Annotated in this window: 24 protein-coding genes; 20 read left to right on the top strand and 4 right to left on the bottom strand. The window is 61.6% G+C overall.

The features are described 5' to 3' along the window. Positions 1-51 precede the first annotated feature (51 nt). Positions 52-945, top strand: a complete 894-nt coding sequence (locus ACMDB8_RS11715) for a DMT family transporter (protein ID WP_409078987.1) — start codon at positions 52-54, stop codon at positions 943-945. A 15-nt stretch (positions 946-960) separates the two neighbouring features. Here ACMDB8_RS11715 and ACMDB8_RS11720 read toward each other — a convergent pair whose 3' ends face one another. Both ACMDB8_RS11720 and ACMDB8_RS11725 read right to left on the bottom strand, forming a co-directional pair. Then, a complete protein-coding gene (locus ACMDB8_RS11720) occupies positions 961-2,001 on the bottom strand; it encodes an FUSC family protein (protein WP_056724344.1) in 1,041 nt (346 codons plus the stop codon). Between the two features lie 44 nt (positions 2,002-2,045). Next, on the bottom strand, positions 2,046-3,671 hold the full coding sequence (locus ACMDB8_RS11725) for an NADP-dependent glyceraldehyde-3-phosphate dehydrogenase (protein ID WP_409078986.1): 1,626 nt from the start codon (positions 3,669-3,671) through the stop codon (positions 2,046-2,048). Between the two features lie 265 nt (positions 3,672-3,936). Here ACMDB8_RS11725 and ACMDB8_RS11730 point away from each other — a divergent pair, with 265 nt between their 5' ends. The 3 genes from ACMDB8_RS11730 (at position 3,937) to ACMDB8_RS11740 (ending at position 7,023) form a co-directional block, all read left to right on the top strand. Continuing rightward, on the top strand, positions 3,937-4,323 hold the full coding sequence (locus ACMDB8_RS11730) for a c-type cytochrome (protein WP_056724348.1): 387 nt from the start codon (positions 3,937-3,939) through the stop codon (positions 4,321-4,323). 22 nt (positions 4,324-4,345) lie between these two features. Then, complete coding sequence (locus ACMDB8_RS11735; protein WP_409078985.1) at positions 4,346-5,740, top strand: D-arabinono-1,4-lactone oxidase; 1,395 nt, start codon at positions 4,346-4,348, stop codon at positions 5,738-5,740. A gap of 74 nt (positions 5,741-5,814) precedes the next feature. Continuing rightward, positions 5,815-7,023, top strand: coding sequence for a DSD1 family PLP-dependent enzyme (locus ACMDB8_RS11740; RefSeq protein ID WP_409079009.1), 1,209 nt, complete (start codon positions 5,815-5,817; stop codon positions 7,021-7,023). 119 nt (positions 7,024-7,142) lie between these two features. Here ACMDB8_RS11740 and ACMDB8_RS11745 read toward each other — a convergent pair whose 3' ends face one another. After that, positions 7,143-8,087 carry a SphA family protein gene (locus ACMDB8_RS11745; protein ID WP_223542793.1) on the bottom strand — a complete coding sequence of 315 codons (945 nt, stop codon included), beginning with the start codon at positions 8,085-8,087 and terminating at the stop codon, positions 7,143-7,145. A 208-nt stretch (positions 8,088-8,295) separates the two neighbouring features. Here ACMDB8_RS11745 and ACMDB8_RS11750 point away from each other — a divergent pair, with 208 nt between their 5' ends. The 11 genes from ACMDB8_RS11750 (at position 8,296) to ACMDB8_RS11800 (ending at position 18,978) form a co-directional block, all read left to right on the top strand. Beyond that, positions 8,296-9,336, top strand: a complete 1,041-nt coding sequence (locus tag ACMDB8_RS11750; protein WP_409078984.1) for an AraC family transcriptional regulator — start codon at positions 8,296-8,298, stop codon at positions 9,334-9,336. A 90-nt stretch (positions 9,337-9,426) separates the two neighbouring features. After that, positions 9,427-10,314, top strand: coding sequence for a Dyp-type peroxidase (locus tag ACMDB8_RS11755; RefSeq protein ID WP_056724356.1), 888 nt, complete (start codon positions 9,427-9,429; stop codon positions 10,312-10,314). Between the two features lie 16 nt (positions 10,315-10,330). Further along, positions 10,331-11,299 (top strand): Gfo/Idh/MocA family protein, encoded by a 969-nt coding sequence (locus tag ACMDB8_RS11760; protein ID WP_409078983.1) that lies wholly within the window; start codon positions 10,331-10,333, stop codon positions 11,297-11,299. Between the two features lie 215 nt (positions 11,300-11,514). After that, positions 11,515-12,267, top strand: coding sequence for a GntR family transcriptional regulator (locus tag ACMDB8_RS11765; RefSeq protein WP_056724359.1), 753 nt, complete (start codon positions 11,515-11,517; stop codon positions 12,265-12,267). Further along, positions 12,264-13,994 (top strand): fumarate reductase/succinate dehydrogenase flavoprotein subunit, encoded by a 1,731-nt coding sequence (locus tag ACMDB8_RS11770; protein WP_223542792.1) that lies wholly within the window; start codon positions 12,264-12,266, stop codon positions 13,992-13,994. Before ACMDB8_RS11765 ends, ACMDB8_RS11770 begins: the two co-directional genes overlap by 4 nt. 26 nt (positions 13,995-14,020) lie before the next feature. Then, complete coding sequence (locus ACMDB8_RS11775; protein WP_056724362.1) at positions 14,021-14,266, top strand: 4Fe-4S dicluster domain-containing protein; 246 nt, start codon at positions 14,021-14,023, stop codon at positions 14,264-14,266. Positions 14,267-14,565: 299 nt separating this feature from the next. Continuing rightward, positions 14,566-15,972, top strand: coding sequence for an ABC transporter substrate-binding protein (locus ACMDB8_RS11780; RefSeq protein ID WP_409078982.1), 1,407 nt, complete (start codon positions 14,566-14,568; stop codon positions 15,970-15,972). Between the two features lie 141 nt (positions 15,973-16,113). Next, positions 16,114-16,896 carry an ABC transporter permease gene (locus tag ACMDB8_RS11785; protein ID WP_223542790.1) on the top strand — a complete coding sequence of 261 codons (783 nt, stop codon included), beginning with the start codon at positions 16,114-16,116 and terminating at the stop codon, positions 16,894-16,896. Further along, positions 16,896-17,744 carry an ABC transporter ATP-binding protein gene (locus ACMDB8_RS11790; protein ID WP_056724366.1) on the top strand — a complete coding sequence of 283 codons (849 nt, stop codon included), beginning with the start codon at positions 16,896-16,898 and terminating at the stop codon, positions 17,742-17,744. The genes ACMDB8_RS11785 and ACMDB8_RS11790 overlap by 1 nt, the downstream gene beginning before the upstream one ends. Continuing rightward, complete coding sequence (locus ACMDB8_RS11795; RefSeq protein WP_409078981.1) at positions 17,741-18,703, top strand: HEAT repeat domain-containing protein; 963 nt, start codon at positions 17,741-17,743, stop codon at positions 18,701-18,703. The genes ACMDB8_RS11790 and ACMDB8_RS11795 overlap by 4 nt, the downstream gene beginning before the upstream one ends. Then, positions 18,700-18,978, top strand: coding sequence for a DUF971 domain-containing protein (locus tag ACMDB8_RS11800; RefSeq protein ID WP_409078980.1), 279 nt, complete (start codon positions 18,700-18,702; stop codon positions 18,976-18,978). Before ACMDB8_RS11795 ends, ACMDB8_RS11800 begins: the two co-directional genes overlap by 4 nt. A gap of 69 nt (positions 18,979-19,047) precedes the next feature. Here ACMDB8_RS11800 and ACMDB8_RS11805 read toward each other — a convergent pair whose 3' ends face one another. Further along, a complete protein-coding gene (locus ACMDB8_RS11805) occupies positions 19,048-19,767 on the bottom strand; it encodes an AAA family ATPase (RefSeq protein ID WP_409078979.1) in 720 nt (239 codons plus the stop codon). A 651-nt stretch (positions 19,768-20,418) separates the two neighbouring features. On the opposite strand from ACMDB8_RS11805, the gene ACMDB8_RS11810 reads away from it, so the two are divergent. The 5 genes from ACMDB8_RS11810 (at position 20,419) to ACMDB8_RS11830 (ending at position 26,815) form a co-directional block, all read left to right on the top strand. Beyond that, positions 20,419-20,577 carry a hypothetical protein gene (locus ACMDB8_RS11810; RefSeq protein WP_156385767.1) on the top strand — a complete coding sequence of 53 codons (159 nt, stop codon included), beginning with the start codon at positions 20,419-20,421 and terminating at the stop codon, positions 20,575-20,577. A 506-nt stretch (positions 20,578-21,083) separates the two neighbouring features. After that, positions 21,084-21,701, top strand: coding sequence for a transcriptional repressor LexA (gene lexA / locus ACMDB8_RS11815; RefSeq protein ID WP_007987463.1), 618 nt, complete (start codon positions 21,084-21,086; stop codon positions 21,699-21,701). Next, complete coding sequence (gene imuA / locus ACMDB8_RS11820; RefSeq protein ID WP_056724376.1) at positions 21,701-22,318, top strand: translesion DNA synthesis-associated protein ImuA; 618 nt, start codon at positions 21,701-21,703, stop codon at positions 22,316-22,318. The genes lexA and imuA overlap by 1 nt, the downstream gene beginning before the upstream one ends. A 7-nt stretch (positions 22,319-22,325) precedes the next feature. Next, positions 22,326-23,741, top strand: coding sequence for a Y-family DNA polymerase (locus ACMDB8_RS11825; protein ID WP_056724378.1), 1,416 nt, complete (start codon positions 22,326-22,328; stop codon positions 23,739-23,741). Beyond that, on the top strand, positions 23,717-26,815 hold the full coding sequence (locus ACMDB8_RS11830; protein WP_409078978.1) for an error-prone DNA polymerase: 3,099 nt from the start codon (positions 23,717-23,719) through the stop codon (positions 26,813-26,815). The genes ACMDB8_RS11825 and ACMDB8_RS11830 overlap by 25 nt, the downstream gene beginning before the upstream one ends. The last annotated feature ends 156 nt before the right edge of the window (positions 26,816-26,971 follow it).

The raw sequence follows: 26,971 nt of genomic DNA on the forward strand, positions 1-26,971 counted from the left end.
TAGTCCCTGGGTGCATTGGCATACTTTGGCCACAAACAGAGGAGTCTGATGATGGACAAAACCCTACGCCGCGGTTCGTTCGAAATGACGGCCGCCATGCTGATCTCCGGTACCATCGGCTGGTTCGTGCTGGTGTCCGGGCAACCGGTGCTGGACGTGGTGTTCTGGCGCTGCCTGTTCGGTGCCGGCACCTTGCTGCTGATTTGCGCAGCTTTCGGCTTTCTGCGTCCCGGCATTCTGACCCGCACTACGTTCCTGCTGGCGGTGCTCAGCGGTGTGGCGATTGTCGGCAACTGGGTGCTGTTGTTCGCGTCCTATTCCCGGGCATCAATTGCCATCGGCACCGCCGTCTATAACGTCCAGCCGTTCATGCTGGTCGGGCTGGCGGCTTTGTTTCTCAACGAAAAGATCACCGCGCAGAAACTGACCTGGCTGGGCGTTTCGTTTCTCGGGATGCTGGCGATTGTCAGCGCCCATGGCAGCCAGGGCGAGAGCGGCAGCGACTACCTGATGGGCATTGCCCTGGCGTTGGGCGCGGCGTTTCTCTATGCGATTGCCGCGTTGATCATCAAGCGTTTGACGGGTACGCCGCCGCATTTGATCGCGCTGATCCAGGTCAGCACCGGCGTGCTGTTGCTCGCGCCATTCGCGAATCTTTCGGTATTGCCGCAGGCACCGAGCGCGTGGGCCAGCCTGGTGACGCTGGGCATGGTGCACACCGGTGTGATGTACGTGTTGCTGTACGGCGCGATTCAAAAACTGCCGACGGTGCTGACGGGTGCGCTGTCCTTCATCTACCCGATCGCGGCGATTTTCGTCGACTGGTTTGCCTTCGGTCATCGCCTGGAGCCGCTGCAATGGATCGGCGTCGCGGCGATTTTGCTGGCCGCTGCCGGCATGCAACAAGGCTGGTCGCTGAAGTTTCGGCGCACGGTGACGCCGTAACCCGCGCCCCAGGCGTCAGATGTTCCAGCGCGGCGCGCTCTTGGCCAGGCGCTGGCGCATCTCGCCGACGTTGGCGGCCAGTTGTTGAGTCAGCAAGCGGTACCCGTCCAGCGTGTTATAGACCGGTGCATCGAGGCTGACGAGAGGGGCATCCACGGGGCGATTGAGCCGCTGGGCGGCGCCTGATTTCAACGCCCGGGCCATGCCGATCAATTGCACGCGAATCTGCCGATGTTCGGCTTTCAAGGCCGTTTGCATCAGCAACATCGCCTCGGGGTCATTGGTATCCGGTCGGGTATTGCCGAGGATCTCCAGGGTGCTGACGCACATGCGCAGGTTGCGCTGGAGAGCATCGAGGTCGGTCATGGAGATCTTCACTTCCTTGGACACCGAGGGCATCAGTGAGCGAAGTTGCACCATCGCCGCGTTCAGGCGGGTCATGAGCTTGAGGTGTTCGTCGGCGGTGATAGCCTGGCCGTCTATGATGCGCCCATGGATTTTCGCGCAATCACGCAGCGCATCGGCCAGGTTGTAGCGCCAGGAATAAACCGCATACAACGGCAGGGCGAAGGAAAACGCCAAGGCCAGGGCAATGCCGATCAGGATGTCCACCCCGCGCCACAAGCCATCGGTAACCGGGTTGTCGCCGTGCCCCGCGACGATGAACACGGTAATCGCCGATAGCAGTGCGGTGTAGCCACCCTTGCCGATGGCGTGATACGAGAAAAACCCGCAGACCACCGACATGGCGAAATAGGTCAGCCAGGGCATCCCGAGCCAGGCCTGTTGTGCCACCAGTACCAGGCCGACACCGGCGCCGATCAAAGTGCCGATGGCGCGCTCGGCGGCTTTCTTGCCGATGTTGCCGTGGTGCTGCAGGCCGCCGATCACCACCAGCATGGTCACCGACGCCCACTCACCGTGGGGCAGGTTGATCCCGGTGGTCAGCAGGATCGTCGCCAGCAACCCGAGCGACACCCGCACCGCGTGGATCACCCGGGCATGGCGGTAGCGCCGGTACGGGTCCAGCAACGGACGCAGCAGTCGGCGCAGCAAGGGTGGCAGCCGATGGGCTCTGGATGTACTCAGGCCGGCTCTCCTCAGAAGATGTAGTCGGTGGTCAGGAAGCTCGAACTGCGGCCGCTGATGATCTCGCTGATCAGGTCCTTGTTGGTTTCCTGGAACTTGGTGGCCACCAGGGTACGGATCGAAAACACCCGCAGCGCGTCATGGACCGACAAGGTGCCTTCGGCCGAGTTCTTGCGACCATTGAAAGGATAGGTGTCCGGGCCGCGCTGGCACTGGGCATTGAGGTTGATGCGCCCGACCTGATTGGCGAAGGTGTCCACCAGCCGGCCGACCGCCACCGGATTGGTGCCGAAGATGCTCAATTGCTGGCCGAAATCCGACTCCAGCACGTAGTCGATCACGGTATCCAGATGACGGTACGGCACGATGGGGACGACGGGGCCGAACTGTTCTTCCTGATACACCCGCATCTGCGGCGTGACCGGGTACAGCACCGCCGGGTAGAAGAACGAAGCACGAGCCTCGCCGCCGTTGGGGTTGACCACCCTGGCGCCTTTGCTCTCGGCGTCCGCCACCAGTGCATGCAGATAGTCGACCTTGCCCGATTCCGGCAGCGGTGTCAGGGCTACGCCACTTTCCCAGGGCATGCCGGGCTTGAGGTTGGCGAGCCTGGCATTGAATTTGTCGATGAAGGACTCAACCACGTCTTCATGGACAAACAGGATTTTCAGGGCGGTGCAGCGCTGGCCATTGAACGATAGTGAACCGGTCAGCGCTTCACTGACCGCGTTGTCCAGATCCACTTCCGGCAGGACGATGCCCGGGTTTTTCGCATCCAGGCCCAGCGCCGCGCGCAAGCGGTGGGGTCTCGGATGGAGTTTTTTCAAGTCACTGGCGGCCTTGTTGGTGCCAATGAAGGCAAAGATGTCGATCTTGCCGCTGGCCATCAGCGCACTGACCGTCTCGCGGCCGCTGCCGTAGATGACGTTGATCACCCCGGTCGGGAAGCTGTCGCGGAAGGCCTCCAGCAGCGGGCGAATCAGCAGCACGCCGAGCTTGGCCGGCTTGAACACCACGGTGTTGCCCATGATCAGCGCCGGGATCAGCGTGGTGAAGGTTTCGTTCAACGGATAGTTGTAAGGCCCCATGCACAGGGCCACGCCCATCGGCACGCGACGGATCTGGCCGAGGGTGTCCTGTTCCAGTTCGAAACGGCTGGAGCGGCGGTCGAGTTCCTTCAGCGCGTTGATGGTGTCGACGATGTAGTCGCAGGTACGGTCGAACTCCTTTTCCGAGTCCTTGAGGTTCTTGCCGATTTCCCACATCAGCAACTTGACCACGGCGTCGCGCTGCTCGCGCATGCGCCCGAGGAAGGTTTCGACGTGCTGGATGCGTTCGGCCACGCGCATGGTTGGCCACAGGCCCTGGCCGCGGTCGTAGGCGCGGACGGCGGCGTCGAGGGCGGTCAATGCGGTCTCGGCATCGAGCAACGGCGTGCTGCCGAGGATCACTTGCTCGTCGCCATTCGGGCCTGCCAGGTACACCGGGCTGCGGACTTGGGCCAGCGGCCCGTTCCAGGTTCTGAGTTGGCCATCGACCAGGTACTCGCGCTGCTCGGTCTGGCCGTCAAGGCGGTACTTTTCCGGGATGTCGGCGGGGCTTGGGAACAGATTCTGGAGAATATTGGCTGTGGTCATGTCGCTACCCCTCTGGATTGGCTGATGCACTGATGAATCGTTTTAGCAGACCTCAGCAACGCTTGTCATGACTCATCTCAGCGTTTTTCCGCACGGCGTGATGTCTGGGGATTTGTCGGTGCTTTCCGTCATGGCCTCAGAAGCGCCCCTTGTTGGCCCCCAATGCCCTCAATGCGCCCGCGCGGGGTGCCTTAAGGTTGACTCTCCTTGATCACAACAAAAAAGGCTGCACCCGGCTGGCCGGGCAGCCAATGAGAGGACAGCCATGCGGGCAAGCCGATTAACTGAAAAGCCTAGCCTTTGTTTGGCCTTGGCGGGGTGTGTCTTTGCGGCGTTGCTGGCAGGGTGCGGCGAAGCGCCGGACAACCCGCCGACCCGCAGCGAAGCAGGCGCCGCGAGACCCGCCGACGCCGAGCTGGCGCAGGTCTACGACAACAGCTGCAGGCTGTGCCACGCCAATCCGGCGGCCGGGGCGCCGCTGACCGGTGACATCAAGGCCTGGCAACCACGGGTATTGCAGGGTGCCGACACGCTGCTCGATCACGCGATCAACGGTTACAACGGCATGCCGCCGATGGGCCTGTGCATGCAGTGTTCGCAAGAACAGTTCCTGGCGCTGATTGCCTTTATGTCCGGCCAGCAAATCCAATAACAAGAACGGCAGGGTGCAATTCATGACGATGGACCTGACACGGCGTCAGTTGTTGCAACGGGCGAGCGTCATTGGCGCCTTTACCGCGCTCGGCTCAACGCCGGCACTGGCCGAGCTGTTGCGCGCGCCACGCCTGATTCCCTGGCGCAACTGGTCGGGCGGCCAGAGTTGCCTGCCGGCGGCGCGGCTGGCGCCCAAGAATCTGGATGAGTTGACGCAGGTGGTGCGCCAGGCCCCCGGCAGGATTCGGCCGGTGGGCTCGGCGCACTCCTTCAGCGCGCTGGTGCCCACTGATGGCACCTTGCTTTCGCTGAGCTATTTCACCGGTCTGCTCGATCACGATGGGAAAACGCTGCAGGCCGAGTTCGCCGCCGGCACCCCGATGTCACGCATGGGCACGCCGCTCAAGGACATCGGCCAGGCCCTGCAAAACATGGCTGACATCGATTACCAGACCCTGGCGGGCGCGATCTCGACCTCGACCCACGGTACCGGCAAAAACTTTCAATCCTATTCGGCGCATGTCTGCGGCATGCAGTTGGTGACTGCCAGTGGCGAGGTGCTGGACTGCGACGCCAGTCGCCATCCTGAAGTGTACAGCGCAGCCCGGGTGTCCCTGGGGGCGTTGGGCGTGGCCACCAGGGTGCGCCTGCAAAACCGCCCGGCGTACCGCTTGCGGGAGCGCCAATGGATCGCCAAGACTGAAGAACTGCTGGAGGACCTGGACAAGAACACCCGGGAAAACCAGCACTGGGAAATGCTCGTGGTGACCCATTCGGACTACGCCTTGTCGATCGCCCTGAACGAAACCACCGACCCGGCCACACCGCCCGTGCCGGCGGATGAGGAGGGCGGCAACGAGTTTGTCACGCTGATCGAGAAGATCGACAAATACGCCAGCGACTTCCCGGACCTGCGCCGCACCCTGCTCAACAACCTGCGCCACCTGGCCAGTTTCGATGACCGGGTGGGCGACTCGTTCGATATCTACGCCAACGTGCGCACGGTGCGTTTCAATGAAATGGAATATTCCGTGCCGGCCGAATACGGCCCGGCCTGTTTGCGCGAGATTCTCAAACTGATCCAGGACAAAGACCTGCGCACCTGGTTTCCGATCGAGTACCGGTACGTCAAGGCCGACGACATTCCACTGAGCATGTTCGAAGGCCGCGACAGCTGTTCGATCTCGGTCCATCAGCATTACCAGATGGATCATCACAACTTGTTCGCGGCCATCGAGCCGATTTTCTGGAAGTACAACGGCCGGCCGCACTGGGGCAAGTTGCACACGCTGAACGCGAAAAACCTGCAGCCGCTGTACCCGCGCTGGCAGGAATTCATCCAGGTGCGGCAGGCACTCGACCCCGGCGGCAAATTTCTCAATGCGCATCTGTCTTCCATTCTGGGGGTGAGCTGATGGCCGTCAATCGCCGCAATTTCTTGCTTGGCAGCGCAGGCGTCGGCGCCTTGCTGGTGGGTGTCGGGGCGTGGCTGCGGCCGAGTGACCGGGGCGCGCCGTACAGCGATTACTTCCGTACGCTGAACCGCGAACTCAAGGACCACGGGCCGATGCGACCAGTGATGCTGATCGACCTTGATCGGCTGGATCACAACATCGATGTGGTGATGCAATCGGTCAAGCGCGCCGGCAAGCACCTGCGCCTGGTGGAAAAATCACTGCCGGCGCCGGGGCTCCTGGCCTACATCGCCCGGCGCGCCGGCACCCAACGCCTGATGTCGTTTCACCAGCCGTTTCTCAACCATGACGCGGTGCAGTTTGCCGAGGCCGACATTCTGTTGGGCAAGCCGCTGCCCGTGCGTTCGGCCGAGTTGTTCTATCAGTCGCACAAGGGGCCTTTCGACCCTTCGACGCAATTGCAATGGTTGCTCGATACACCGCAGCGCCTGCAGCAATACCTCGCCCTGGCCCAAGGGCTGGGCACGCGAATGCGGGTCAACATCGAACTGGATGTCGGGCTGCATCGCGGTGGCGTCAGCGACCTTGGCGTACTCGGGCAGATGCTGACGCTGATCAGCCAGCACCCGCAGCACCTGGAATTCGCCGGGTTCATGGGCTACGACCCGTTCGTGGGCATGGGCGTGCCGGGGATTCTGGGCTCGCCCGAGGAGCTGTTCGCCAAGGTGATGGTGATTTACCACCGCTGCGTCGATTTCACCCGTCGGCAATACCCCGGTTTGTGGCGCGAAGGGTTGACCCTCAATACGGCCGGCAGCCCGAGCTATCGCATGCATGAACACGAACAGCTCAGCAGCGAAGTGTCGGTGGGGACGGCGATGCTCAAGCCCACTCACTATGATTTGCCGTCACTGGCCGAGCATGTGCCGGCCGCCTACATCGCCACGCCCGTGTTGAAAAGCACCGGGGCGCTGAATATTCCGGCGCTGGATGACAAGTCCAGGCTGTTTTCCTGGTGGGACACCAATCAGCGCGAAACGTATTTCATCTATGGCGGTAACTGGATGGCGCAGTTCGAGTCGCCCGCGGGGTTGCAGAGCAATGGTGTGTATGGCCGTAGTTCGAACCAGGAAATGGTCAATGGGTCGGCGGCGGTGGGGCTGACGGTGGAGGACCAGGTGTTCTTGCGCCCGACCCAGACGGAGTCGGTGTTATTGCAGTTCGGGGATTTGCTGGCGGTTCGGGGTGGGAAGATTGTGGCTACTTGGCCGGTGTATTCCTGAAATTTGTTAGGTGACTGTTCCGACGCCTTCGCGAGCAAGCCCGCTCCCACATTTGGAATGCATTCCCCTGTGGGAGCGGGCTTGCTCCGGGCGGCGTTCCGACGAAGGCGTCATTTCAGTCAGAACGCATACGGAATACTGACTTTGGCCCAAAGCATTTCCCCTTCAGGCCGGTTTTCCACGTCGAACTCCTTGGCCCAGCGAATCTCCGCGCTGGCGTATTCGAGAAAGGTCCAGTGCAGCGCCGGGCCAATGGCAAACACCTGGCCGCGCACCCCGTCGTTCACGTCCTGGCCATTGAACTGCACGGTGTGGCCGAACTGTTTGTCGTCGGTGGTCTGCTTGAGGTAATAGCCGTTCAACCCGAGCATCAGATTGTCGGTGATCTTGAAACTGGCGGAATAGTCGAAGTGGAAAATCTGCCCTGACTTGTAGTCGGTGTCCTTGTTTTTCTCGTTGAAACTGTAGGTGGTCTTCATCGACACCTCGGTTCTGTCCGTCGGCAGCCAGGTGAAGGAGAACAAGGGTTTGTAGGTGTAGAAATTGTTGCTGGTGTTGGCCAGGCGATCAACGCTGTATTCGCCGGTCGGCACGGTGATTTCGATGGCGGCGCCGAGGGTCAGGTCTGGGCCCATGTCCCAGAGAATGATCGGTGCGACCGTGGTGTCGCCCATGCCTTCACGGGTGTCCTGCAAGCCGAACACCGAGACTTCCTGCTTGAGCCAGGGCTGCGCGATGTAGCCACCCAGCCGGCCGCCAAACACCCGCACCGGGCTGAGGTAATCCAGGCGCGGAATGACCGCCGTGGACTCGATCTCGACGTTCGGCACCTTGCCGCCGAGGGAGCTGATATTGAGCTTCGTGGCTTTGTAGTGGTTGTAGTAGAGGTTGAAGGCAACCATGTTGTCCGGAAGGCTGTCGGGCGAAAGCGGCAACATGAAAAAGCCGTCGGTGCCGGTGCCGATGTTGTCCACGCCAGCCTCGGTGGCCAGTGCCGGTTGCAGGGCGCAGACGCCGGCCAGGCCAGTGACCAGTAGGGGAAGTGTCGTGCGGGTCGGGATCATGGGTGTTCTCATTATTATTGTTAGCGGGCTGTCCGGCATCCATACGAGGGCCGCAACATAGAAATAAGCTGTCTGCGCCCTGCAAGGCAGGGTATTGGCGGCCATTTAGGGGGACTTCTGCGGACAGCCTTTGCACCCTGTGCTAACTTCCTTCGACATAACCGGTTACAAAAATAAGAATGCAGCTCGACCCGGAACGTATAGCCCCATGCAAATGAAAGTGACCGATCCCACCTTTGAACTGGCGCTGGTGTCGCCGTTTCTCCTGCAGACCCTGGCCGAAGTCGCCGAGCAAAAAGGCATCCACCCCGAAAGCCTGTGCCGAGGCTTGGGTTTTACCTTTGAAGACCTGCAGGACCCGGCGCAGCGAATTTCCTATCGCCAGGCCGTGGCCATGATTCAGCGCGCGCTCAAGGCCTTGCCCAATCAGGGGCTGGGCCTGTGGGTCGGCGCGCAGAATGTGCTCGGTACGCTGGGGTTGTTGGGGCATGTGTTGTCGCTGTGCAAGACCCTGCGCGATGCCTTTGAACTGGGCATTCGCCATCAACACACCTCTGGCGGCATTGTCGTGTCGAGTGTGGAGGAGGCGGGGGATCGGGTGTTTATCGACGTTGAATGCCGCTTGCCGTTCGCCGACGTGCAGTTGTTCGCGGTCGAGGAGTTTTTCGCCAGCCTGCTGGTGTACGGCCGGGCGCTGGTCGGGGCGGATTTCAAGCCGATGGCCGTGGAGTTCATGCATGCCGCGCCGGACTATCTCGGCGAATATTCGCGCCTGCTGGGGCCGGACGTGCGTTTCGGCTGCCTGCAAAACCGCATGGTGATCGAGGCACACTGGCTGGGCGTTCACTTGCCCAATCACCATTCCCTGGCCCTGCGTCAGGCCGTGAAATTGCTCGAGCTGGAAGCCGCGCAGGTGCACCAGAAAATGGACCTGATCCAGGCCGTGGAACGGGCGATTGCCCGGGACCTGACCGAAGGCAGCCACATCGAGAAAATCGCCGGCGACCTGAACATGAGCAGCCGCACTTTGCGCCGCCGCCTCACCGAACACGCATTGACCTTCGAAGCGCTGCTGGAACAAGTGCGTCAGGCCCGCACCATGAGCCTGCTGGCCAACCCGGACATGTCCATTGAACGCATCACCGAAGAAGTCGGCTACAGCGACGTGCGCAGCTTTCGCCGGGCGTTCAAGCGCTGGACCGGCATGAGCCCGAGTGCGTTCCGCAACGAAATCCCCAGCGTGGTTTGATCTTTTGTGGCGAGTGGCTTCTGTGGCCTCTCACGGCACACAAACCCTCGTACTCCGGTTAAACTCTGTGCTCTTTTTCAAGGAGTTCATATGAGCCATTACCAGCCGGGCATTCTCGCCACCCCTGTTCCGCCTCAAGCCCGCCATATGTTCTTCGCCCTCGAATCCGCCGCGGCACTGCCGGCTGCGCTCGACAACTTGATGCATCTGGTGGACGGGAAATCGGCTGTCGTCGGCTTCGGCGAATCCCTGGTCAAGGCACTGGAGGGGCAGATCGAAGGCCTGCGTACTTTCCCGGCTTTGGCGGGTGTCGGCGTCGACAATCCGTCGACGCAACATGCGCTCTGGTGCTGGCTGCACGGTGAAGACCGTGGCGAGTTGCTCAACCGCAGCAACGCCATCGAAGCGGCACTGGCCCCGGCGTTGCGCCTGGTGCAGATGAACGAAACTTTCCGCCACATGAATGGCCACGACCTGACCGGCTATGAAGATGGCACCGAGAACCCCCACGCCGCCGCCGCCGTGGCCGCCGCCCTGGTGGGTGAGGGCGCGGACGGTACGGTGGGTGGCAGCTTCGCCGCGATCCAGCAGTGGCAGCATGACCTGAAAGGTTTCCATGGGCTGTCGGCGGATGAAAAAGACAACATCATGGGTCGCCGCTTGAGCGATAACGAAGAGCTCGACGACGCGCCGGTTTCCGCCCACGTCAAACGCACCGCCCAGGAAAGCTTTGCGCCCGAGGCCTTCGTGGTGCGCCGTTCGATGCCGTGGATCGAAGGCGACCGCGCCGGCCTGATGTTCCTGGCCTTCGGCTTTTCCCTCGATGCCTTCGAAGCCCAACTGCGCCGCATGAGTGGCCTGGAAGACGGCATCACCGACGGTCTGTACCGCATCAGCCGTCCGATCACCGGCGGCTACTACTGGTGCCCGCCGCTCAAGGACGGTCGACTGGACCTGCGCGCATTGCGCGTCGGCTGATAAGCAAGGAGAGCCTATGAACCTGGTGCGCTGGGGCATGATCGGCTGTGGCAGTGTCGCTGAACGCAAAAGCGCGCCAGCCTTCTACAAGGCACCCGGATCGGCGTTGGTGGCGGTGATGGGCCGGCGCCTGGAAGCCGTTACCGACTACGCCGCGCGCCACGGTATCGCGCGGGTCTACACCGATGCGCAGGCGCTGATCAACGATCCCGAGGTCGACGCGGTGTACATCGCCACGCCGCCCGACAGCCATCACGCCTATGCCTTGCAGGTGGCCGCCGCCGGCAAGCATTGCTGCGTGGAAAAACCGATGGCGCTGAATGCCGGGCAAAGCCGCGAGATGCAGCAGGTGTTTGCCGATGCCGGGCTGCACTTGTTCGTGTCCTATTACCGACGTTCGTTGCCACGCTTCCGGCAAGTGCGGCAATGGCTGGAGGAAGGGCGGATCGGCGAGGTCCGGCACCTGAGCTGGACCCTCACCAAAGCCCCGTCGGCAGCGGATCGCAATGGCAGTGAAAACTGGCGTACCGATCCGGCGATTGCCGGTGGTGGCTACTTTGCGGATCTGGCCAGCCATGGCCTGGACCTGTTTCAGTACCTGCTGGGCGATATCGTCGAAGTCGCCGGGTTCACCGCACGCCAGGCCGGTATGTATGCGGCCGAAGATGCCGTCAGCGCCACCTGGCGGTTTGCCAGCGGGGCTCTGGGCATGGGCTGCTGGAACTTCGTTGCGGACCTTCGCGAAGACCGGGTCGAAGTGATCGGCAGCAAAGGCCGGATCACCTTTTCAGTGTTCGATGAACACCCGGTCGAGCTGCACGCCGATGAATACCTCAGCCTGACCATCGAGCATCACGCCCACATTCAGTGGCACCACGTAATGGGCATGAATGCGCATATTCGTGGCGAGGCCCAGCACCCGGCCGTGGCCGAGCAGGCGCTGAAGACCGATTGGGTGATGGACCAGATCCTCAAGCGCCACTGATCCTTCAGACCACACACAATCCCCTGTAGGAGCTGCCGGAGGCTGCGATCTTTTGATCCTGGCTTAAAAAACAAAATCAACAGATCGCAGCCTCCGGCAGCTCCTACAGTTTTTGGTTGTGTTGCACTTCTAACCTTATGCGCATTCGGTATTTCTCAAGCCTGTCATAACCTCTCTAAGATCACGTCATAACTCGTTATAACAAGTGATCTGCCATGACCGATAACGTTCTATCCCTGAGCAGCGTCCCGTTGCACACCCAGCTGCGAGACGTGCTGCGCGCACGCATCCTCGACGGCGAATACCCGCAAGACAGCCAGATGCCTTCCGAAAGCGAGCTTGGCGCGTTGTTCAAGGTCAGTCGCATCACCGTGCGCCAGGCCTTGGGCGACCTGCAAAAGGAGGGGCTGATCTTCAAGATCCACGGCAAGGGCACCTTCGTCGCCAAGCCGAAAACCTTCCAGAACGTCAGCACCCTGCAAGGCCTGGCCGAGTCGATGACCGGTCGCGGCTATGAGGTGATCAACCGCCTGCGCAGCTTCAAGTTCATTGCCGCCGACAAGCTCGTCGCCGAGCGTTTGCAGGTGGCCGAAGGCGAGGTCGTGGCGCAGATCAAGCGTGTGCGCCTGATCAATCGCGAGCCGGTTTCCCTGGAAATCACCTACCTGCCCAAGGCCGTTGGTGAGCGCTTGGAAAAAGCCGACCTGGTCACCCGCGACATTTTCCTGATCCTGGAAAACGACTGCGGCCTGGCCCTGGGGCACGCCGACCTGGCCATCGATGCGGTGCTGGCCGACAGCGACCTGACCCAGGCGCTGAACGTTGAACCCGGCTCGCCGATCATGCGCATCGAGCGCCTGACCCATGATGTCGAGGGTCGGCCGCTGGACTTCGAACACCTTTACTACCGTGGCGATGCTTTCCAGTACCGCCTGCGGATCGACCGGCAAAAAGGGGAGCAGGCATGACGCGCAGCACGTTGGAGCAGGAATACGACATCGTTGTCATAGGCGGCGGCACCGCCGGCCCCATGGCGGCGATCAAGGCCAAGGAACGCAACCGCGACCTGCGGGTGTTGTTGATCGACAAGGCCAACGTCAAGCGCAGCGGCGCGATCAGCATGGGCATGGACGGCCTGAACAACGCGATCATTCCCGGTCACTCGACGCCTGAGCAATACACCAAGGAAATCACCATCGCCAACGACGGCATCGTCAATCAGGCCGCGGTGTACGCCTATGCCACCCACAGCTTTGAAACCCTCTCGCAACTGGACCGCTGGGGCGTGAAATTCGAGAAGGACGAAACCGGCGACTACGCGGTGAAGAAGGTTCACCACATGGGCGCTTATGTGTTGCCGATGCCGGAAGGGCACGACATCAAGAAAGTCCTCTATCGGCAGTTGAAGCGCGCGCGGGTGAGCATCACCAATCGCCTGGTCTGCACCCGATTGCTGACGGACGAAGAGGGCGCGGTCAACGGGGTGATGGGCTTTGATTGCCGCACGGCGGACTTCCATGTGATCAAGGCCAAGGCGGTGATCCTCGCCTGCGGTGCCGCCGGACGCCTGGGATTACCGTCCTCGGGCTACCTGATGGGCACCTACGAAAACCCGACCAATGCCGGCGACGGCTACTCGATGGCCTACCACGCCGGGGCCGAACTGGCGAACCTGGAATGCTTCCAGATCAACCCGCTGATCAAGGATTACAACGGCCCGGCCTGCGCCTACGTCACCGGCCCCTTGGGCGGCTACACCGCCAACAACAAGGGCGAACGCTTCATCGAGTGCGACTACTGGAGCGGGCAGATGATGTGGGAATTCCATCAGGAGCTGGAAAGCGGCAATGGTCCGGTGTTCCTCAAGCTCGATCACCTGGCCGAGGAAACCATCCAGAACATCGAAGAGATCCTGCACAGCAACGAGCGTCCGAGTCGCGGCCAGTTCCACGCCAATCGCGGCACCGACTACCGCACGCAGATGATCGAGATGCACATCTCCGAGATCGGTTTTTGCAGCGGGCATTCGGCGTCGGGGGTGTGGGTCAACGAGAAGGCCGAGACCTCGGTCAAGGGCTTGTACTCGGCGGGGGACATGGCCGCCGTGCCGCACAACTACATGCTTGGCGCGTTCACCTACGGCTGGTTCGCTGGCCACAACGCGGCGGATTTTGTCGCCGGGCGCGAGTTTTCGGCGCTGGATGCGCGGCAGATCGAAACCGAAAAGCAACGGGTCTACGCACCGCTGGATCGTGAGCACGGCCTGCCACCGGCCCAGGTCGAGTACAAGCTGCGGCGCTTCGTCAATGACTACCTGCAACCGCCGAAAGTGACCAGGAAGATGCAGATCGGCCTGCAACGCTTCAGCGACATCCAGCGTGATCTCGACCAGATCAAGGCCCACAACGCCCACGAACTGATGCGCGCCATGGAAGTCAGCATGATCCGCGACTGCGCCGAAATGGCCGCCCGCGCTTCATTGTTCCGCGCCGAGAGCCGCTGGGGGCTTTACCACCACCGCGTCGATCACCCGCAACGCAACGACCGCGACTGGTTCTGCCATTGCCACCTGAAGAAAGACGAAAACGGTTTGATGAGCAGTTTCAAGAAAGCCGTCGAGCCTTACATCATCCCGCTCGATGCCGACGAGTTGCAGGCCTACGACCGGCTGCGGGTCGGCGCGGATGCCGCCTGAGCATCACCCAAGAGAGAGACCGTGAAATGGCCTATCAAGCCCAGGAAATCTTCTTCCGTTCCAACGCCCCCGTCACCATCGACGAGGACAAATGCATCGCCCACAAAGGCTGCACCGTGTGCGTCGACGTCTGCCCGATGGACCTGCTGGCGATCAACCCGGCCACGCAAAAGGCCTACATGGCGTTCGATGAATGCTGGTACTGCATGCCCTGTGAAAAGGACTGCCCGACAGGGGCTGTGAAAGTAGAGATCCCGTACCTGCTGCGCTGAAACACTATCAACTGTGGGAGCGGGCTTGCCCGCGAAGAGGCCGGCACAGCTGGCATCCCCATTGACTGACCGGACGCCTTCGCGAGCAAGCCCGCTCCCACAATGGATCGAGGCCAGACGCAAGTCCGTGTACACCGCAACACCCTGTGGGAGCGGGCTTGCTCGCGAAGAGGCCAGCCCAGACAACAAAACGCCATCCGGCACCACCGGACGCCTGATTCAAGACACCCCTCGTTTCCCACCGCGCCCTGATCGTGGCGGAGACGAACATCCAATAAATGATTCGAGGGGAAACACTCATGATGTTGCGTGCAGCTTTAGCCGGTCTGGTACTGGCTTCATTCACCCTGTCGGCCTCGGCCGAAACCATCCGCATTGCCATCGGCACCCAGGACACCACCATCAACTGCGCCGCCGGCGGATTGTTGATTCGCGAACTCGGTCTGCTGGACAAATACCTGCCCCACGATGGCCCCTACAAAGACGCCCAATACGAGGTGCAGTGGAAAAACTTCACCAGCGGCGCCCCCCTGACCAATGAGATGGTGGCCGGCAAGCTCGACTTCGGCGCCATGGCCGACTTCCCCGGCGCGTTCAACGGCGTGGCGTTCGAAACGGCGGGCAAGCACAGCCTGTTCATCAGCGTGCTGTCGGGCAGCATCAAGGGCAGTGGCAACGGCATCGTGGTGCCGAGCGCATCGGGCGTGCAGTCGCTCGCAGAGCTCAAGGGCAAGACCATTTCCGTGCCGTTCGCTTCCACCGCCCATGGCATGTTGCTGCGGGCCGTCGCGGCCCAGGGCTGGGACCCGCTCAAGGACGTGAACATCATCGCCCAGCCGCCGGAAGTCGCCGGCTCCGCGTTGCAGGCCGGCAAGATCGATGCCCATGCCGACTTCGTGCCCTTCGCCGAACTGTTCCCGAGTCGTGGTTTCGCGCGCAAGATTTATGACGGTGCCCAGGCCAACGCGCCGACCTTCCACGGTGCGCTGGTCGATCAGGCCTATGCGAAGAAGTACCCGGAAATCGTCGTCGCTTACCTGCGGGCGAGCATCGAAGCCAACCAGTTGCTGGCGGCTGAACCGGAGAAATACAGCGAGTTGATCGCCAGGGTCACCGGGGTCGATGCCGAGGTCAATTACCTGTTCCATGGCCCCCTCGGTGTGCAGACCCGCGACCTGAGCTGGAAGCCGGAATACCGTCAGGCCGTGGGCACCGCCATCGATACCCTCAAGTTGTTGAAGAAGGCCGATCGCGGGCTCGATCTCAACACCTTCATCGACGACCAATACATCCGCGCCGCCTTCAAGGCCTCGAACCTGGACTACAGCGCGCAACTGGCCAGTTACGGGCCGGCGCCGCTCAAGGCCATCGATGCCGCCAGCGGCCAAGCCATCACCGACTTCAGTCATGTGGTGGAAATCTGGGTGCGCGGCGAGCCGAAAGTTCGTCAATACGCCTCGGCGGAGTCGGCATTTACCGCGCTGACAGCGCTGAAACAGGAAGGCAAGAACATCCGCGCGGTGTACGCCCAGGCCAGCGACAGCGGGATCAAGTTGCTGGCGGATCAGGCGTGGTTTGCCACCGACGGGAAAGGACGGCTGAGCGCGTTCCTGCTCAAAGGTCAGGCCCAACAGTTCGCCACGGCCCAGGGCGGCAAGGTCTTTGACTTTACCGATGCCACTGCCCAGGCCGTGGCGGTTCGCTAACCCCCCAAACACCACGGTTCCCTGTAGGAGCTGCCGAAGGCTGCGATCTTTTGATCGTGCTCTTCGGCAATCGTGAAGCCGTCAAAGATCGCAGCCTTCGGCAGCTCCTACAGGGGTTGTGATTGCCATCGGGAAATGTGTATGTCTGGATCATTTTTACGTTGGATTCCAAGGGTCGCTTCACTGCTGCTCTGCCTGCTGTTCTGGCAACTCGCCGCCAGCCACCACTGGAACCTCGGCCTGGTGACCTTCGCCAACGTCCCGACACCCGTGGCGGTCATTGAAGCTGCCCTCGGCCTCGGCGACTCGGGCAAACTCGGTCAACACCTGGGCAGCAGCCTCGGCCGGGTGTTCGCCGGTTACCTCGCGGCGCTGATCATCGGCGTGGCCCTGGGCCTGGCCATCGGCCGCTCGAAATGGGCCGAAGATCTCTTGCTGCCGCCCCTGGAAGTGCTGCGCCCGATCCCTGCGGTGGCATGGATTCCCCTGGCGATCCTGATGTTTCCCTCCTCGGAGCTGTCGATGGTGTTCATCACCTTCACCGGCGCACTGTTCCCGATCCTGCTCAACACCGTGCACGGCGTCGAAGGCGTCGACCCACGGCTGATCGCCTCGGCGAAAAGCCTCGGGGCGGGGCGCCGGGCCATCCTGCTGGAGGTCGTTCTGCCGGGCGCTGCGCCCAGCATCATCACCGGCCTGGCCATCGGCATGGGCACTTCGTGGTTCTGCCTGGTGACGGCGGAAATGATCTCCGGCCAGTTCGGCATTGGCTATTACACCTGGGAGTCCTACACCATCCAGAACTACGCCGACATCGTGGTCGGCATGTTGCTGATCGGCGTGCTCGGGATGGGCAGCAGCCTGTTGATCAAGCGTCTGGGCGGGCTGTTCACGCCCTGGCATCGACCACGAGGAAAAGCCTGATGAGCGTTTTTCAACACCTGGAAGGGCGTATCGACATTCGCGGGCTGTCGATCAGCCTGGGCGAGGGCGACACGGCTTTCGAAGCAGTGCAGGGCCTCGATTGCCAGATCGAGCCGGGGCAGTTCGTGTGCATTCTCGGGCCGTCGGGTTGCGGCAAGTCCACCTTGCTCGGCGCACTGGCCGGCCACCTGCAACCGCGCACCGGCACCTTGAACGTGGATGGCGCAGCGGTGGCGGGCCCATCGCCCCAGCGCGGCATGGTGTTCCAGCAGCACACGCTGTTTCCGTGGCGCACGGTGCGTGACAACGTGGCGTTCGGTTTGAAAATGCAAGGCATCGGCAAGGCCGAACGGCACAAGGCAGCGGATGAAATCCTCGCCCTGGTGGGCCTCGAAGGCTTTGCCGGGCGCTGGCCCGATCAGCTCTCCGGCGGCATGCAGCAACGGGTGGAAATCGCCCGGGTGTTGGTCAACCGTCCGCGCCTGTTGCTGATGGACGAACCCTTCGGCGCCCTCGATGCCCTGACCCGATTGAACATGCAGGAACTGCTGCTGGACATCTGGACGCGCATCCGCACCACCGTGGTGTTTGTCACCCATGACATCGACGAAGCGCTGTTCCTCGCCGATCGCCTGCTGGTCATGAGTACACGGCCCGGCCGGATCATCGAAGACTTGCGCCTGGACTTCCCCCGGCCACGCAGCACGCAACTGGTGACAAGCCCCGAATTCTCGCACCTCAAGCGCCATTGCCTCGAACTCCTGCGGCACGAAGACGGCCGGCAACTGCCGCGCCTGAACCCGCTCGGACTTCCCCCTGAAACCAAACTGCCGCGATTTGCCCTATGACCTCACTATTCGATGTAACCGATAACGACGACATTCTTGCCCTGCAGCCGCGCCTGACCGATGACGACCCCGGTGTACGCCGGATCGCGCTGATCGAACTGGCCGATCTCGAGGAGCCGGACGGCCTGCTGTGGCTGATCGATCGACTGGCCGAAGACCCGATTGCGGACGTTCGCGCCGAAGCCGCACGCCTGCTGGAAGCCTGGGAGGACGAACCGGTGGTCGAAGCGCTGTGCCAGGCCCTGACGGACCCATCCCCGGCGGTGCAGGTGGCCGCAGCGCAAAGCCTCAGCCTGCTCAAGAGTGAAGCGGCGGGCCGGGTCATCCTGCCGTGGACCGGGCACGCCGACAGCGGCGTACGCATCGCCGCATTCAGGGCGTTGCGCGAGTTGCGTTGCCCCGATGCCGCCGATGCGGCGGCCCGGGCACTGATTGATGAAAGCGCCAGCGTGCGCCGTGAGGCGGTGGGCGTGCTCGGCTGGCTCAAGCAACTCGATGCCTTGCCGGCCTTGGCGCGGTTGGCCAGCGCTGACCCGGACACTGAAGTTCGGCGCGCCGCCACCGGGGCGCTGGGCCTGGCGTCTGACGCACAGGTGCTGCCGGCCCTGCGCCAGGCCTTGCGCGACGCTGCCTGGCAAGTCCGCGAAGAAGCCGCCACCACCCTGGGTAAGGTCGGCCACCTCGACGCCGGCCCGGCCCTGATCGACGCCCTGGACGACGATTACTGGCAAGTGCGCCTGCGCGCCACCCGCAGCCTCGGTCGCTTGCGTTTTGTACCGGCGCTCGACGCCCTGATCGACACCCTCGGCCACCGCATCAGCAACCTGCGCAAGGAAGCCGCGCTGGCCCTGGGCGAATTGAACGACCCACGGGCCATTGCGCCGTTGCAGGCCGCACAAGACGACGGCGACCCTGAAGTGCGCAAGGCCGTGCGCATTGCCTTGAGCCAACTGCAATGAACCCGGTGGCGATTGGCAATTCCCGCAGCAAACGGCAGTTGCGACTGGACTGGCCGGATGGCCGCGAGCAACTGCTGGATCATGCCGAATTGCGCCGGCAGTGCCCGTGCTCGCAGTGCCGGGCGTTTCGGTTGCGGGGGATGGCGCCGATGGTGGATGTGCGGGTTCAGGTGATCGAGTTGCACTCGCAGGGGTATGGCCTGCAACTGGTCTTCAGCGATGGGCATGAGCGGGGGATTTATCCGTGGGCCTATCTTGCTGAACTTACCGAATGAATCGAATTCCATTCCTCATCGGGAGCTGTCGCAGTCTAAGGCAGCTCCCCCGTGTGCGTTTACAGTTGCTTATGTTGCGAATACCGGTTCAGTAACGGCTCGGATAAACGCATCGTCCACAGTCTTTACGCCATACCGATGCATGAACTCACTACCATTGGCAAAGCGATTGAAGCGTTGCTGGCTAATCATGTAAAAATAATCACAGTGGTTAATTACCTCATCAACATTATGCGAGGAAACCAGAATAGCGGTGCCCTCCCTGGCGGCGCCGCGTAGGCATTGCCAAATATAGCGACGAAATTCCGGGTCTACACCGGCGGTAGGCTCATCGAGAATCACGAAGTCTGCAGAAATTGAAAGAAGAGTGAGAGTAAAGAACCAGCGTGTCTCTCCGTAGCTGCACAGCGATGATTTTTTGTTCCAGATATCTTGGTATCGGTCAACTATCGCAGGGCTCCACGCGCTTAGTTTTTTCAGGGTTTTATCTTGTGTCATGGGGTCGCTTGATGACAGCGCAGTCACCATTTTAAAAATGTCACGCATGCGTAGCGGCGGGGGAGTGGTGATGATTTGAGAAAGGTATAAAAACTGACTGAAGTCGTTTTTTATCAAGCCGGACTTTGCTTTTTTAAGCTCGCAGACGATATCGAAAAAAGTTGTTTTTCCAGATCCGTTGGGCCCCAGAATGCCGACAATGTCGCCTTGAGTAACCTCAAGAGATGCCTGGGTCAAGAGGGGGTTGTCTGTATAGGAGAAGTCAATGCTCTGCGCCGTGAATTTTTTCATCAGTATCGGCTCCATACGGGATTGATTCTTAGGTGCTTGAACGTTCTGTGCAGTACTGAAATAAATAAAAGAATTATTGCTGTCGTGATGAGTTTGTTGGATTCAAGACCTTGTTCCATTATCTGGCTTGCAAGTGTCAGTGGATTTGCGAGGTTCAAAGTGTCGGTGATGGGTTTTGATCTGCTGGCACTCATTACGCCGAGAATCAGCATGCAGAACGAAAAAATGGAAAGCAAAGTGTTCGAGTTCTGAAAGTTGATCGGTAACAATGAAAATGCAGCCCCGAAAGTGCAAAACATGATAAAGCAGATGTAAAAGCGTAGTGCGATATTCAGTAATTCATTGAGGGCATAGTTTCCAAATGGGAGTTTGGTCGTTAAGTAAAAGGTTGCGCAATAGGATATCGATATTAACGAGTAGGCAATGAAGTGCGATAAAAGAAAAATCAGTTTCGATTCCTTGGAGTAAATGAATGATCGGGTGAATCCACTTTCCCTTCTTCCGATAATGTAAAAGGCGAATCCGAATAATGCGACACTTGAAGAGATGTAGGCATAAAACCATGCCGAAATCGTAATGTAATTGCTGGAAAAATAGTTGGGGTCTTGCCTGGTTGTTGCAAGAAAATAGAACATCGCACAAGGTGATATCATGATCCAGAAAAAAGCGATGGGTTCTTTTAATTGTTCTTTTATGAATATGGATGTTAGGGAGAAAGCTCTGGGCAGAATATTTTTAGTCATTGAGCGTCACTTTTTCAGGCTTGTTGTTTTTTATTTTTCTTTTATTTGTGGGGGCGCTTGGTATTAAGTGGTGCTGCAAGGATTAGTTGATTTTACTGTTGGACGCAAGCGAGAGGGTTTTGTGTTGTAGGGGGATTCCTGCATGCTTTTAAGATGCGTCCTGCATGATGTTAGGAACCTTAGTGGCTTGGTTTTGTTTTGGTGTGGATAGTTTCTAGCGTGGAACTGTGAAATTCCTTTTTGAAACTGTGTTTTAGTTTTAGGCAAGCAGAAATGATCTTGCTATGTTAAGTAGAATATTTCTGTAGGAGTAAATGTGCGTTTCGTACTTTTTTTATGGATTTTTATTTTCTTCAGATGCTAATTATTTTAGAAAGGCGACGAACGGTAGGCCCTATTTTTTGATCGTCCGTTTTGTTCGAGTAAGGAGTGCTGGACGTTACGTTTGAACCGGCCTCCTGTAGGAGCTGCCGCAGGCTGCGATCTTTTCGCTCTGGTCTCAAGAGATCGCAGCCTCGTTTCACTCGACAGCTCCTACACGGTCCTTGCCAGGAAAAAGCCAAAAGAGTACAAATGTACTCCATGACGACTCTGACTCCCCGCCGTACCGCCATCCTGACCTTTATCCGCGATCGCATCGCCGAGCACGGTCAGCCTCCGAGCCTCGCTGAAATCAGCGAGGCGTTCGGTTTTGCCTCTCGCAGTGTGGCGCGCAAGCATGTGCTGGCGCTGACCGAAGCCGGGTTTATCGAGGTCAACCCGCATCAGGCCCGGGGCATTCGCCTGCTCGGGCAGCCGCCGCGGCCCGAGTTGCTGGACATCCCGGTGCTTGGCCGGGTGGCGGCCGGTGCGCCGATCGGGGCTGATGCCGAGGTGCACAGCCGCTTGCTGCTCGATCCGTCGATCTTCTCGCGGGTGCCGGACTACATGTTGCGGGTGCGCGGTGATTCGATGATCGAGGACGGCATTCTCGACGGCGATCTGGTGGGCGTGCACCGCAACCCCGAGGCGCTCAACGGCCAGATCGTCGTGGCGCGGCTCGACGGCGAAGTCACCATCAAGCGCTTCGAGCGGGTCGGCGATGTGGTTCGCCTGCTGCCACGCAACCCGGCCTACCAGCCGATCATTGTCGAGGCCGACCGGGACCTGGCCATCGAAGGCGTGTTCTGTGGCCTGGTGAGGCAAGGCTGATGGGCGCCGTCGTTGCGCTGGATACGCTGTTCAATGGCGGCCAGGTCTGGAAGGGCCGGCCTGCGCCACCGGCCGCCAGCCCGCAACCCACCGGGCATGCCGCGCTGGACGCCGCGTTGCCCAGCGGTGGCTGGCCGGAGGCGGCGCTGACGGAAATCCTGTTGGCCGGGCAGGGCGTGGGCGAGCTGCAACTGGTGTGGCCGACCCTGGCACGGCTGTCTGCGGCGGGCGAGCGCATCGTGCTGGTGGCGCCGCCTTATGTGCCGTACCCCCAGGCGTGGCAGGGCGCCGGGGTCGATCTGCGGCAGTTGTCGATCATCCAGGCCAGCGAGCGCGATGCACTGTGGGCCGCGGAGCAATGCCTGCGTTCGGGCAGTTGCGGCGCGGTGCTGTGCTGGCCGCACAAGGCCGATGACCGCGCCTTGCGCCGCTTGCAGGTGGCGGCGGAAACCGGCCAGACCCTGGCCTTCGCCTATCGTCCCCTCGGTGAAGCGATCAACCCTTCGCCGGCGGCCCTGCGCATTGCCATCGATGCCCGTCCGGCACAACTGCGGGTGCTCAAGTGCCGCGGCGGCCTGGCCCGTTCGGCGCCGATTGCCTTCGCCGTGGGGCATTGAGGTTGCCATGCGCTGGGTCTGCATTGTTTTCCCGCAATTGGCGCTGGACGCGGTACTGCGTCAGCGCGCCGATCCCGATGAACCCCTGGCGCTGCTGACCGGCCCGGCCCAGCGCCGGGTGCTGCAGGCCGTCAACGGCGCGGCGCGGGCGCTGGGTTTGCGTCCAGGCCAGTCCATGAGCGCGGCACAGGCCTTGAGCAAAGGTTTTGTCACGGCTGAATATGACGCTGCTGAAATCGAACACTGGCAGCGGTTTCTCGCCGCCTGGGCCTATCGCTTCAGTTCCCAGGTCAGCGTGCATTACCCCCGGGCCCTGGTGTTCGAGATCGAATCCAGCCTCGGCCTGTTCGGCGCCTGGCCGCAATTCGAAGCGCTTCTGCGCCGTGAACTCGGTGAACTGGGGTTTCGCCACCGCATCGTGGCCGCGCCCAACCCGGTGGCGGCGCGGGTGCTGGCCAACGCCTATGACGGACTGGTGGTGCCGGACGATCAAGCCTTGCAGCATCACCTGGGGCAAATGCCCGTCGACCGGGTCGGCCTCGAAGCCTCGGTCGCCACGGCCTTGTCGCGCATGGGCCTGCGCACCTTGAGCCAGGTGCAGGCGCTGCCCCGGCATAGCCTGGCCCGGCGCTTCGAGGCCCAGGTGCTCAAGCACCTGGATGCCCTCTTGGGTTTGCGGCGGTTGGCGCTGGCGTTCTACCTGCCGCCGGACCGCTTCGATGTGCGTATCGAGCTCAATTTCGATGTGCAGTCCCATCAAGCCTTGCTGTTTCCGTTGCGCCGGTTGACGGGAGACCTGTCGGCGTTCCTCTGCGGTCGCGATAGCGGCGTACAGCGTTTCGACCTGCATCTGGAGCACGCCGGGTTGCCGGACACGCTCATCAAGGTCGGCCTGCTCAGTGCCGAGCGCGATCCGGCGATGCTCTTCGAACTGGCCCGGGGGCGGCTGGAGCAAGTCCAGGTCGAGGCGCCGGTGCGCGGCTTTCGCCTGCGCGCCGAGGATTTGCCGACCTTCGTGCCCCAGCATCAGGAACTGTTCGACGATCGCCCGCAACAGTCCTTGCCCTGGGAGCAACTGCGCGAACGCCTGCGTGCACGGCTGGGGGATGACGCGGTGCATGGCTTGCGCTTCCAGGCCGATCACCGCCCCGAGTGCGCGTGGCAGGCCCGTGCCGACAGCCAGCCTTGCGCGGTGCCGGCCGCGGTGAAACGGCCGGGCTGGCTGCTGACTGAGCCGCTGGCCGTGCATCAGGGCTCGGCGCGCATCCTCATGGGGCCGGAGCGTATCGAGTCCGGCTGGTGGGACGGCGACGACGTACGCCGTGACTATTACCTGATCGAAACCCGTGCCGGCCAACAGGGCTGGGCCTACCGGGCGGTCGGTGAGGACGGCCCGCTGTGGTTGCAGGGCTGGTTCGCATGAGCAGCGACTATGCCGAACTGCACTGCCTGTCGAACTTCAGCTTCCAGCGCGGTGCCTCCAGTGCCCTCGAGCTGTTCCAGCGCGCGAAAAAGCAGGGTTATCAAGCCCTGGCGATCACCGACGAATGCACCCTGGCGGGCATCGTTCGGGCCTGGCAAGCGGCGAAGTCCGTGGAGTTGCCGCTGATCATCGGCAGTGAAATACGCATCGAGAACGGTCCGAAACTGGTGCTGCTGGTGGAGAGCCTCGAGGGCTATCAGGCGCTGTGCCGATTGATCACCCGCGCCCGGCGCCGCACGCAGAAAGGCCAGTATCAGGTGCTGCATGAAGACTTCAGCGAGCCCTTGCCGGGATTGTTGGCGTTGTGGGTGCCGGACGCTGTCGATGCCTTTGAACAGGGGCGCTGGCTCAAACAGGTCTTCGCCGAGCGCCTGTGGCTGGCGGTGCAGTTGCATCGCGGCCAGGACGATGCCCGGCGCCTGGGCGATCTGCTGACCCTGGCCAGGGAGTTGTGCATCGCGGCCGTGGCCAGTGGCGATGTGCACATGCACGCGCGCGGCCGGCGCGCCTTGCAGGACACCATGACCGCGATCCGTCATCACCTGCCGGTGGCCGATGCCGGGTTGCGCCTGCACCCCAACGGCGAGCGCCATCTGCGCAGCCTCGACGTGCTGCAAGCGCTTTATCCGCCCGACTTGCTGGCCGAAACGCTGAACATCGCCCGGCGCTGCACCTTTGATCTTGGCCAGTTGCGTTACCAGTACCCCCGCGAACTGGTGCCGCAAGGACACTCGGCTACCTCGTGGCTGCGTCATTTGACCGAGGAAGGCATCGAGTGGCGCTGGCCAAAAGGGCCGAAAAGCGAAGTGCTGGTGCAGATCGACAAGGAGCTGCAACTGATCGCGGAGCTGGGCTATGAAAGCTACTTCCTGACAGTCCACGACATCGTCCGCTTTGCCCGCCAGCAACAGATTCTTTGTCAGGGGCGCGGTTCTGCCGCCAACTCGGCAGTGTGCTTCGCCCTGGGCATCACCGAAATCGATCCGGATCGCACCACGTTGTTGTTCGAGCGCTTTCTGTCCAAGGAACGTAACGAGCCGCCGGACATAGACGTCGATTTCGAGCATGAACGCCGCGAGGAAGTCTTGCAGTACGTGTTCCAGCGTTATGGCCGGGCCCGGGCCGCATTGACGGCGGTGGTCAGCACTTACCACGCCGCCGGAGCGGTGCGCGATGTGGCCAAGGCCTTGGGCTTGCCGCCGGACCAGATCAACGCCCTGGCCGATTGTTGCGGGCACTGGAGCGATGAAACGCCTCCCGTGGAACGTCTGCGCGAGGGCGGGTTTGACCCCGAAAGCCCTGTGTTGTACCGGGTGCTGAGCCTGACGGGGCAGTTGATCGGCTTCCCCCGGCATTTGTCCCAGCACCCCGGCGGTTTCGTGATTTCCGAGCAGCCGCTGGACAGTCTGGTGCCGGTGGAAAATGCCGCCATGGCCGAGCGCACCATCATCCAGTGGGACAAGGATGATCTCGATGCGGTCGGTTTGCTCAAGGTCGATATCCTGGCGCTGGGCATGCTCAGCGCGATTCGCCGATGTTTCGATCTGCTGCGCCGGCACCGGGGGCTGGACCTGAGTCTGGCGACCATCCCGTCCGAAGATACGGCCACCTACGAAATGATCGGTCGGGCCGACACCATCGGCGTGTTCCAGATCGAATCCCGGGCGCAGATGTCGATGCTGCCGAGGCTCAGGCCGAAGACGTTTTACGACCTGGTGATCGAGGTCGCCATCGTTCGGCCGGGGCCGATCCAGGGCGGCATGGTGCATCCGTACCTGCGGCGACGGAACAAGGAAGAACCGGAGGCCTATCCGTCACCGGAGCTGGAGGTGGTGCTCAAGCGCACCCTCGGCGTTCCTCTGTTTCAGGAACAGGTGATGCAGATCGCCATCGTCGCCGCCGACTACAGCCCCGGCGAGGCCGACCAGCTACGCCGTTCCATGGCCGCGTGGAAACGCCATGGCGGGCTCGAGCCACACAAGGAACGGCTGGCCGCCGGGATGAAGAAAAACGGCTACACCGCCGAGTTCGCCGCGCAGATCTTCGAGCAGATCAAGGGCTTTGGCAGCTACGGTTTTCCCGAGTCCCACGCGGCCAGTTTTGCCTTGCTGACCTACGCCAGTTGCTGGTTGAAATGCCACGAGCCGGCGGCCTTCGCCTGTGCGCTGATCAACAGTTGGCCGATGGGGTTCTACAGCCCGGACCAGATTCTGCAGGACGTACGGCGTCATCATTTGCAGGTTCGTCCGGTGGACGTGCGCGCCAGTGACTGGGATTGCAGCCTGGAGCCGATCGCCGGTGCGCAACCGGCGATTCGCTTGGGGCTACGCATGATCAAGGGTTTTCGCGAGGACGATGCCCGGCGCATCGAGACGGCACGCTCCCAAGGCGCGTTTGCCGACATCGCCGACCTGGGCGAACGGGCGCGACTCGATGCCCGCGCCCAGGAGCAACTGGCCGATGCCGGCGCGTTGCGTGGGCTGGCCGGCGACCGGCATCGGGCACGCTGGGAAGTGGCCGGGGTACAAAAACAGCTGGGTCTGTTTGCCGGCCTGCCGAGCCAGGAAGAGAACGCGGTGTCGTTGCCCAGACCCACCGTGGGCGAGGACCTGCAAGCCGATTACGCCAGTGTCGGCACCACCCTCGGGCCGCATCCGTTGGCCCTGTTGCGCGGTGAGTTGAAGGCGCGGCGCTGCCGCAGTTCGAAGGAGTTGCTGGACGTCGAGCACGGTCGGCCCGTCAGCGTTGCCGGACTGGTTACCGGCCGACAACGCCCGGCCACCGCCAGCGGCGTGACGTTCGTTACCCTCGAGGACGAGTTCGGCAACGTCAACGTGGTGGTGTGGCGCGACCTGGCAGAGCGCCAGCGCCAAGTGTTGGTCGGCTCGCAGTTGCTCAAGGTCGATGGGCGCTGGGAGAAGGAGGGTGAGGTCCGGCATCTGATTGCCGGACGCTTGAGTGACCTGAGCCCGTTGCTCGATGGCATCAGCGTGCGCAGCCGGGATTTTCACTAACCCCGCATTTCCCTGTAGGAGCGAGCCTGCTCGCGGTTACTGAGGACCAAATAGTGGGATCTCCAGTGGCCCGCGAGAATCAGCTATACCTCTATGAAACGAATAGCGCGCAGGATGCTCGAAACAAACGGGTGCAACTTACCGGGATAGAGCCAG

It is taken from the genome of Pseudomonas monachiensis (assembly GCF_047345015.1).
Lineage (GTDB): Bacteria > Pseudomonadota > Gammaproteobacteria > Pseudomonadales > Pseudomonadaceae > Aquipseudomonas > Aquipseudomonas monachiensis.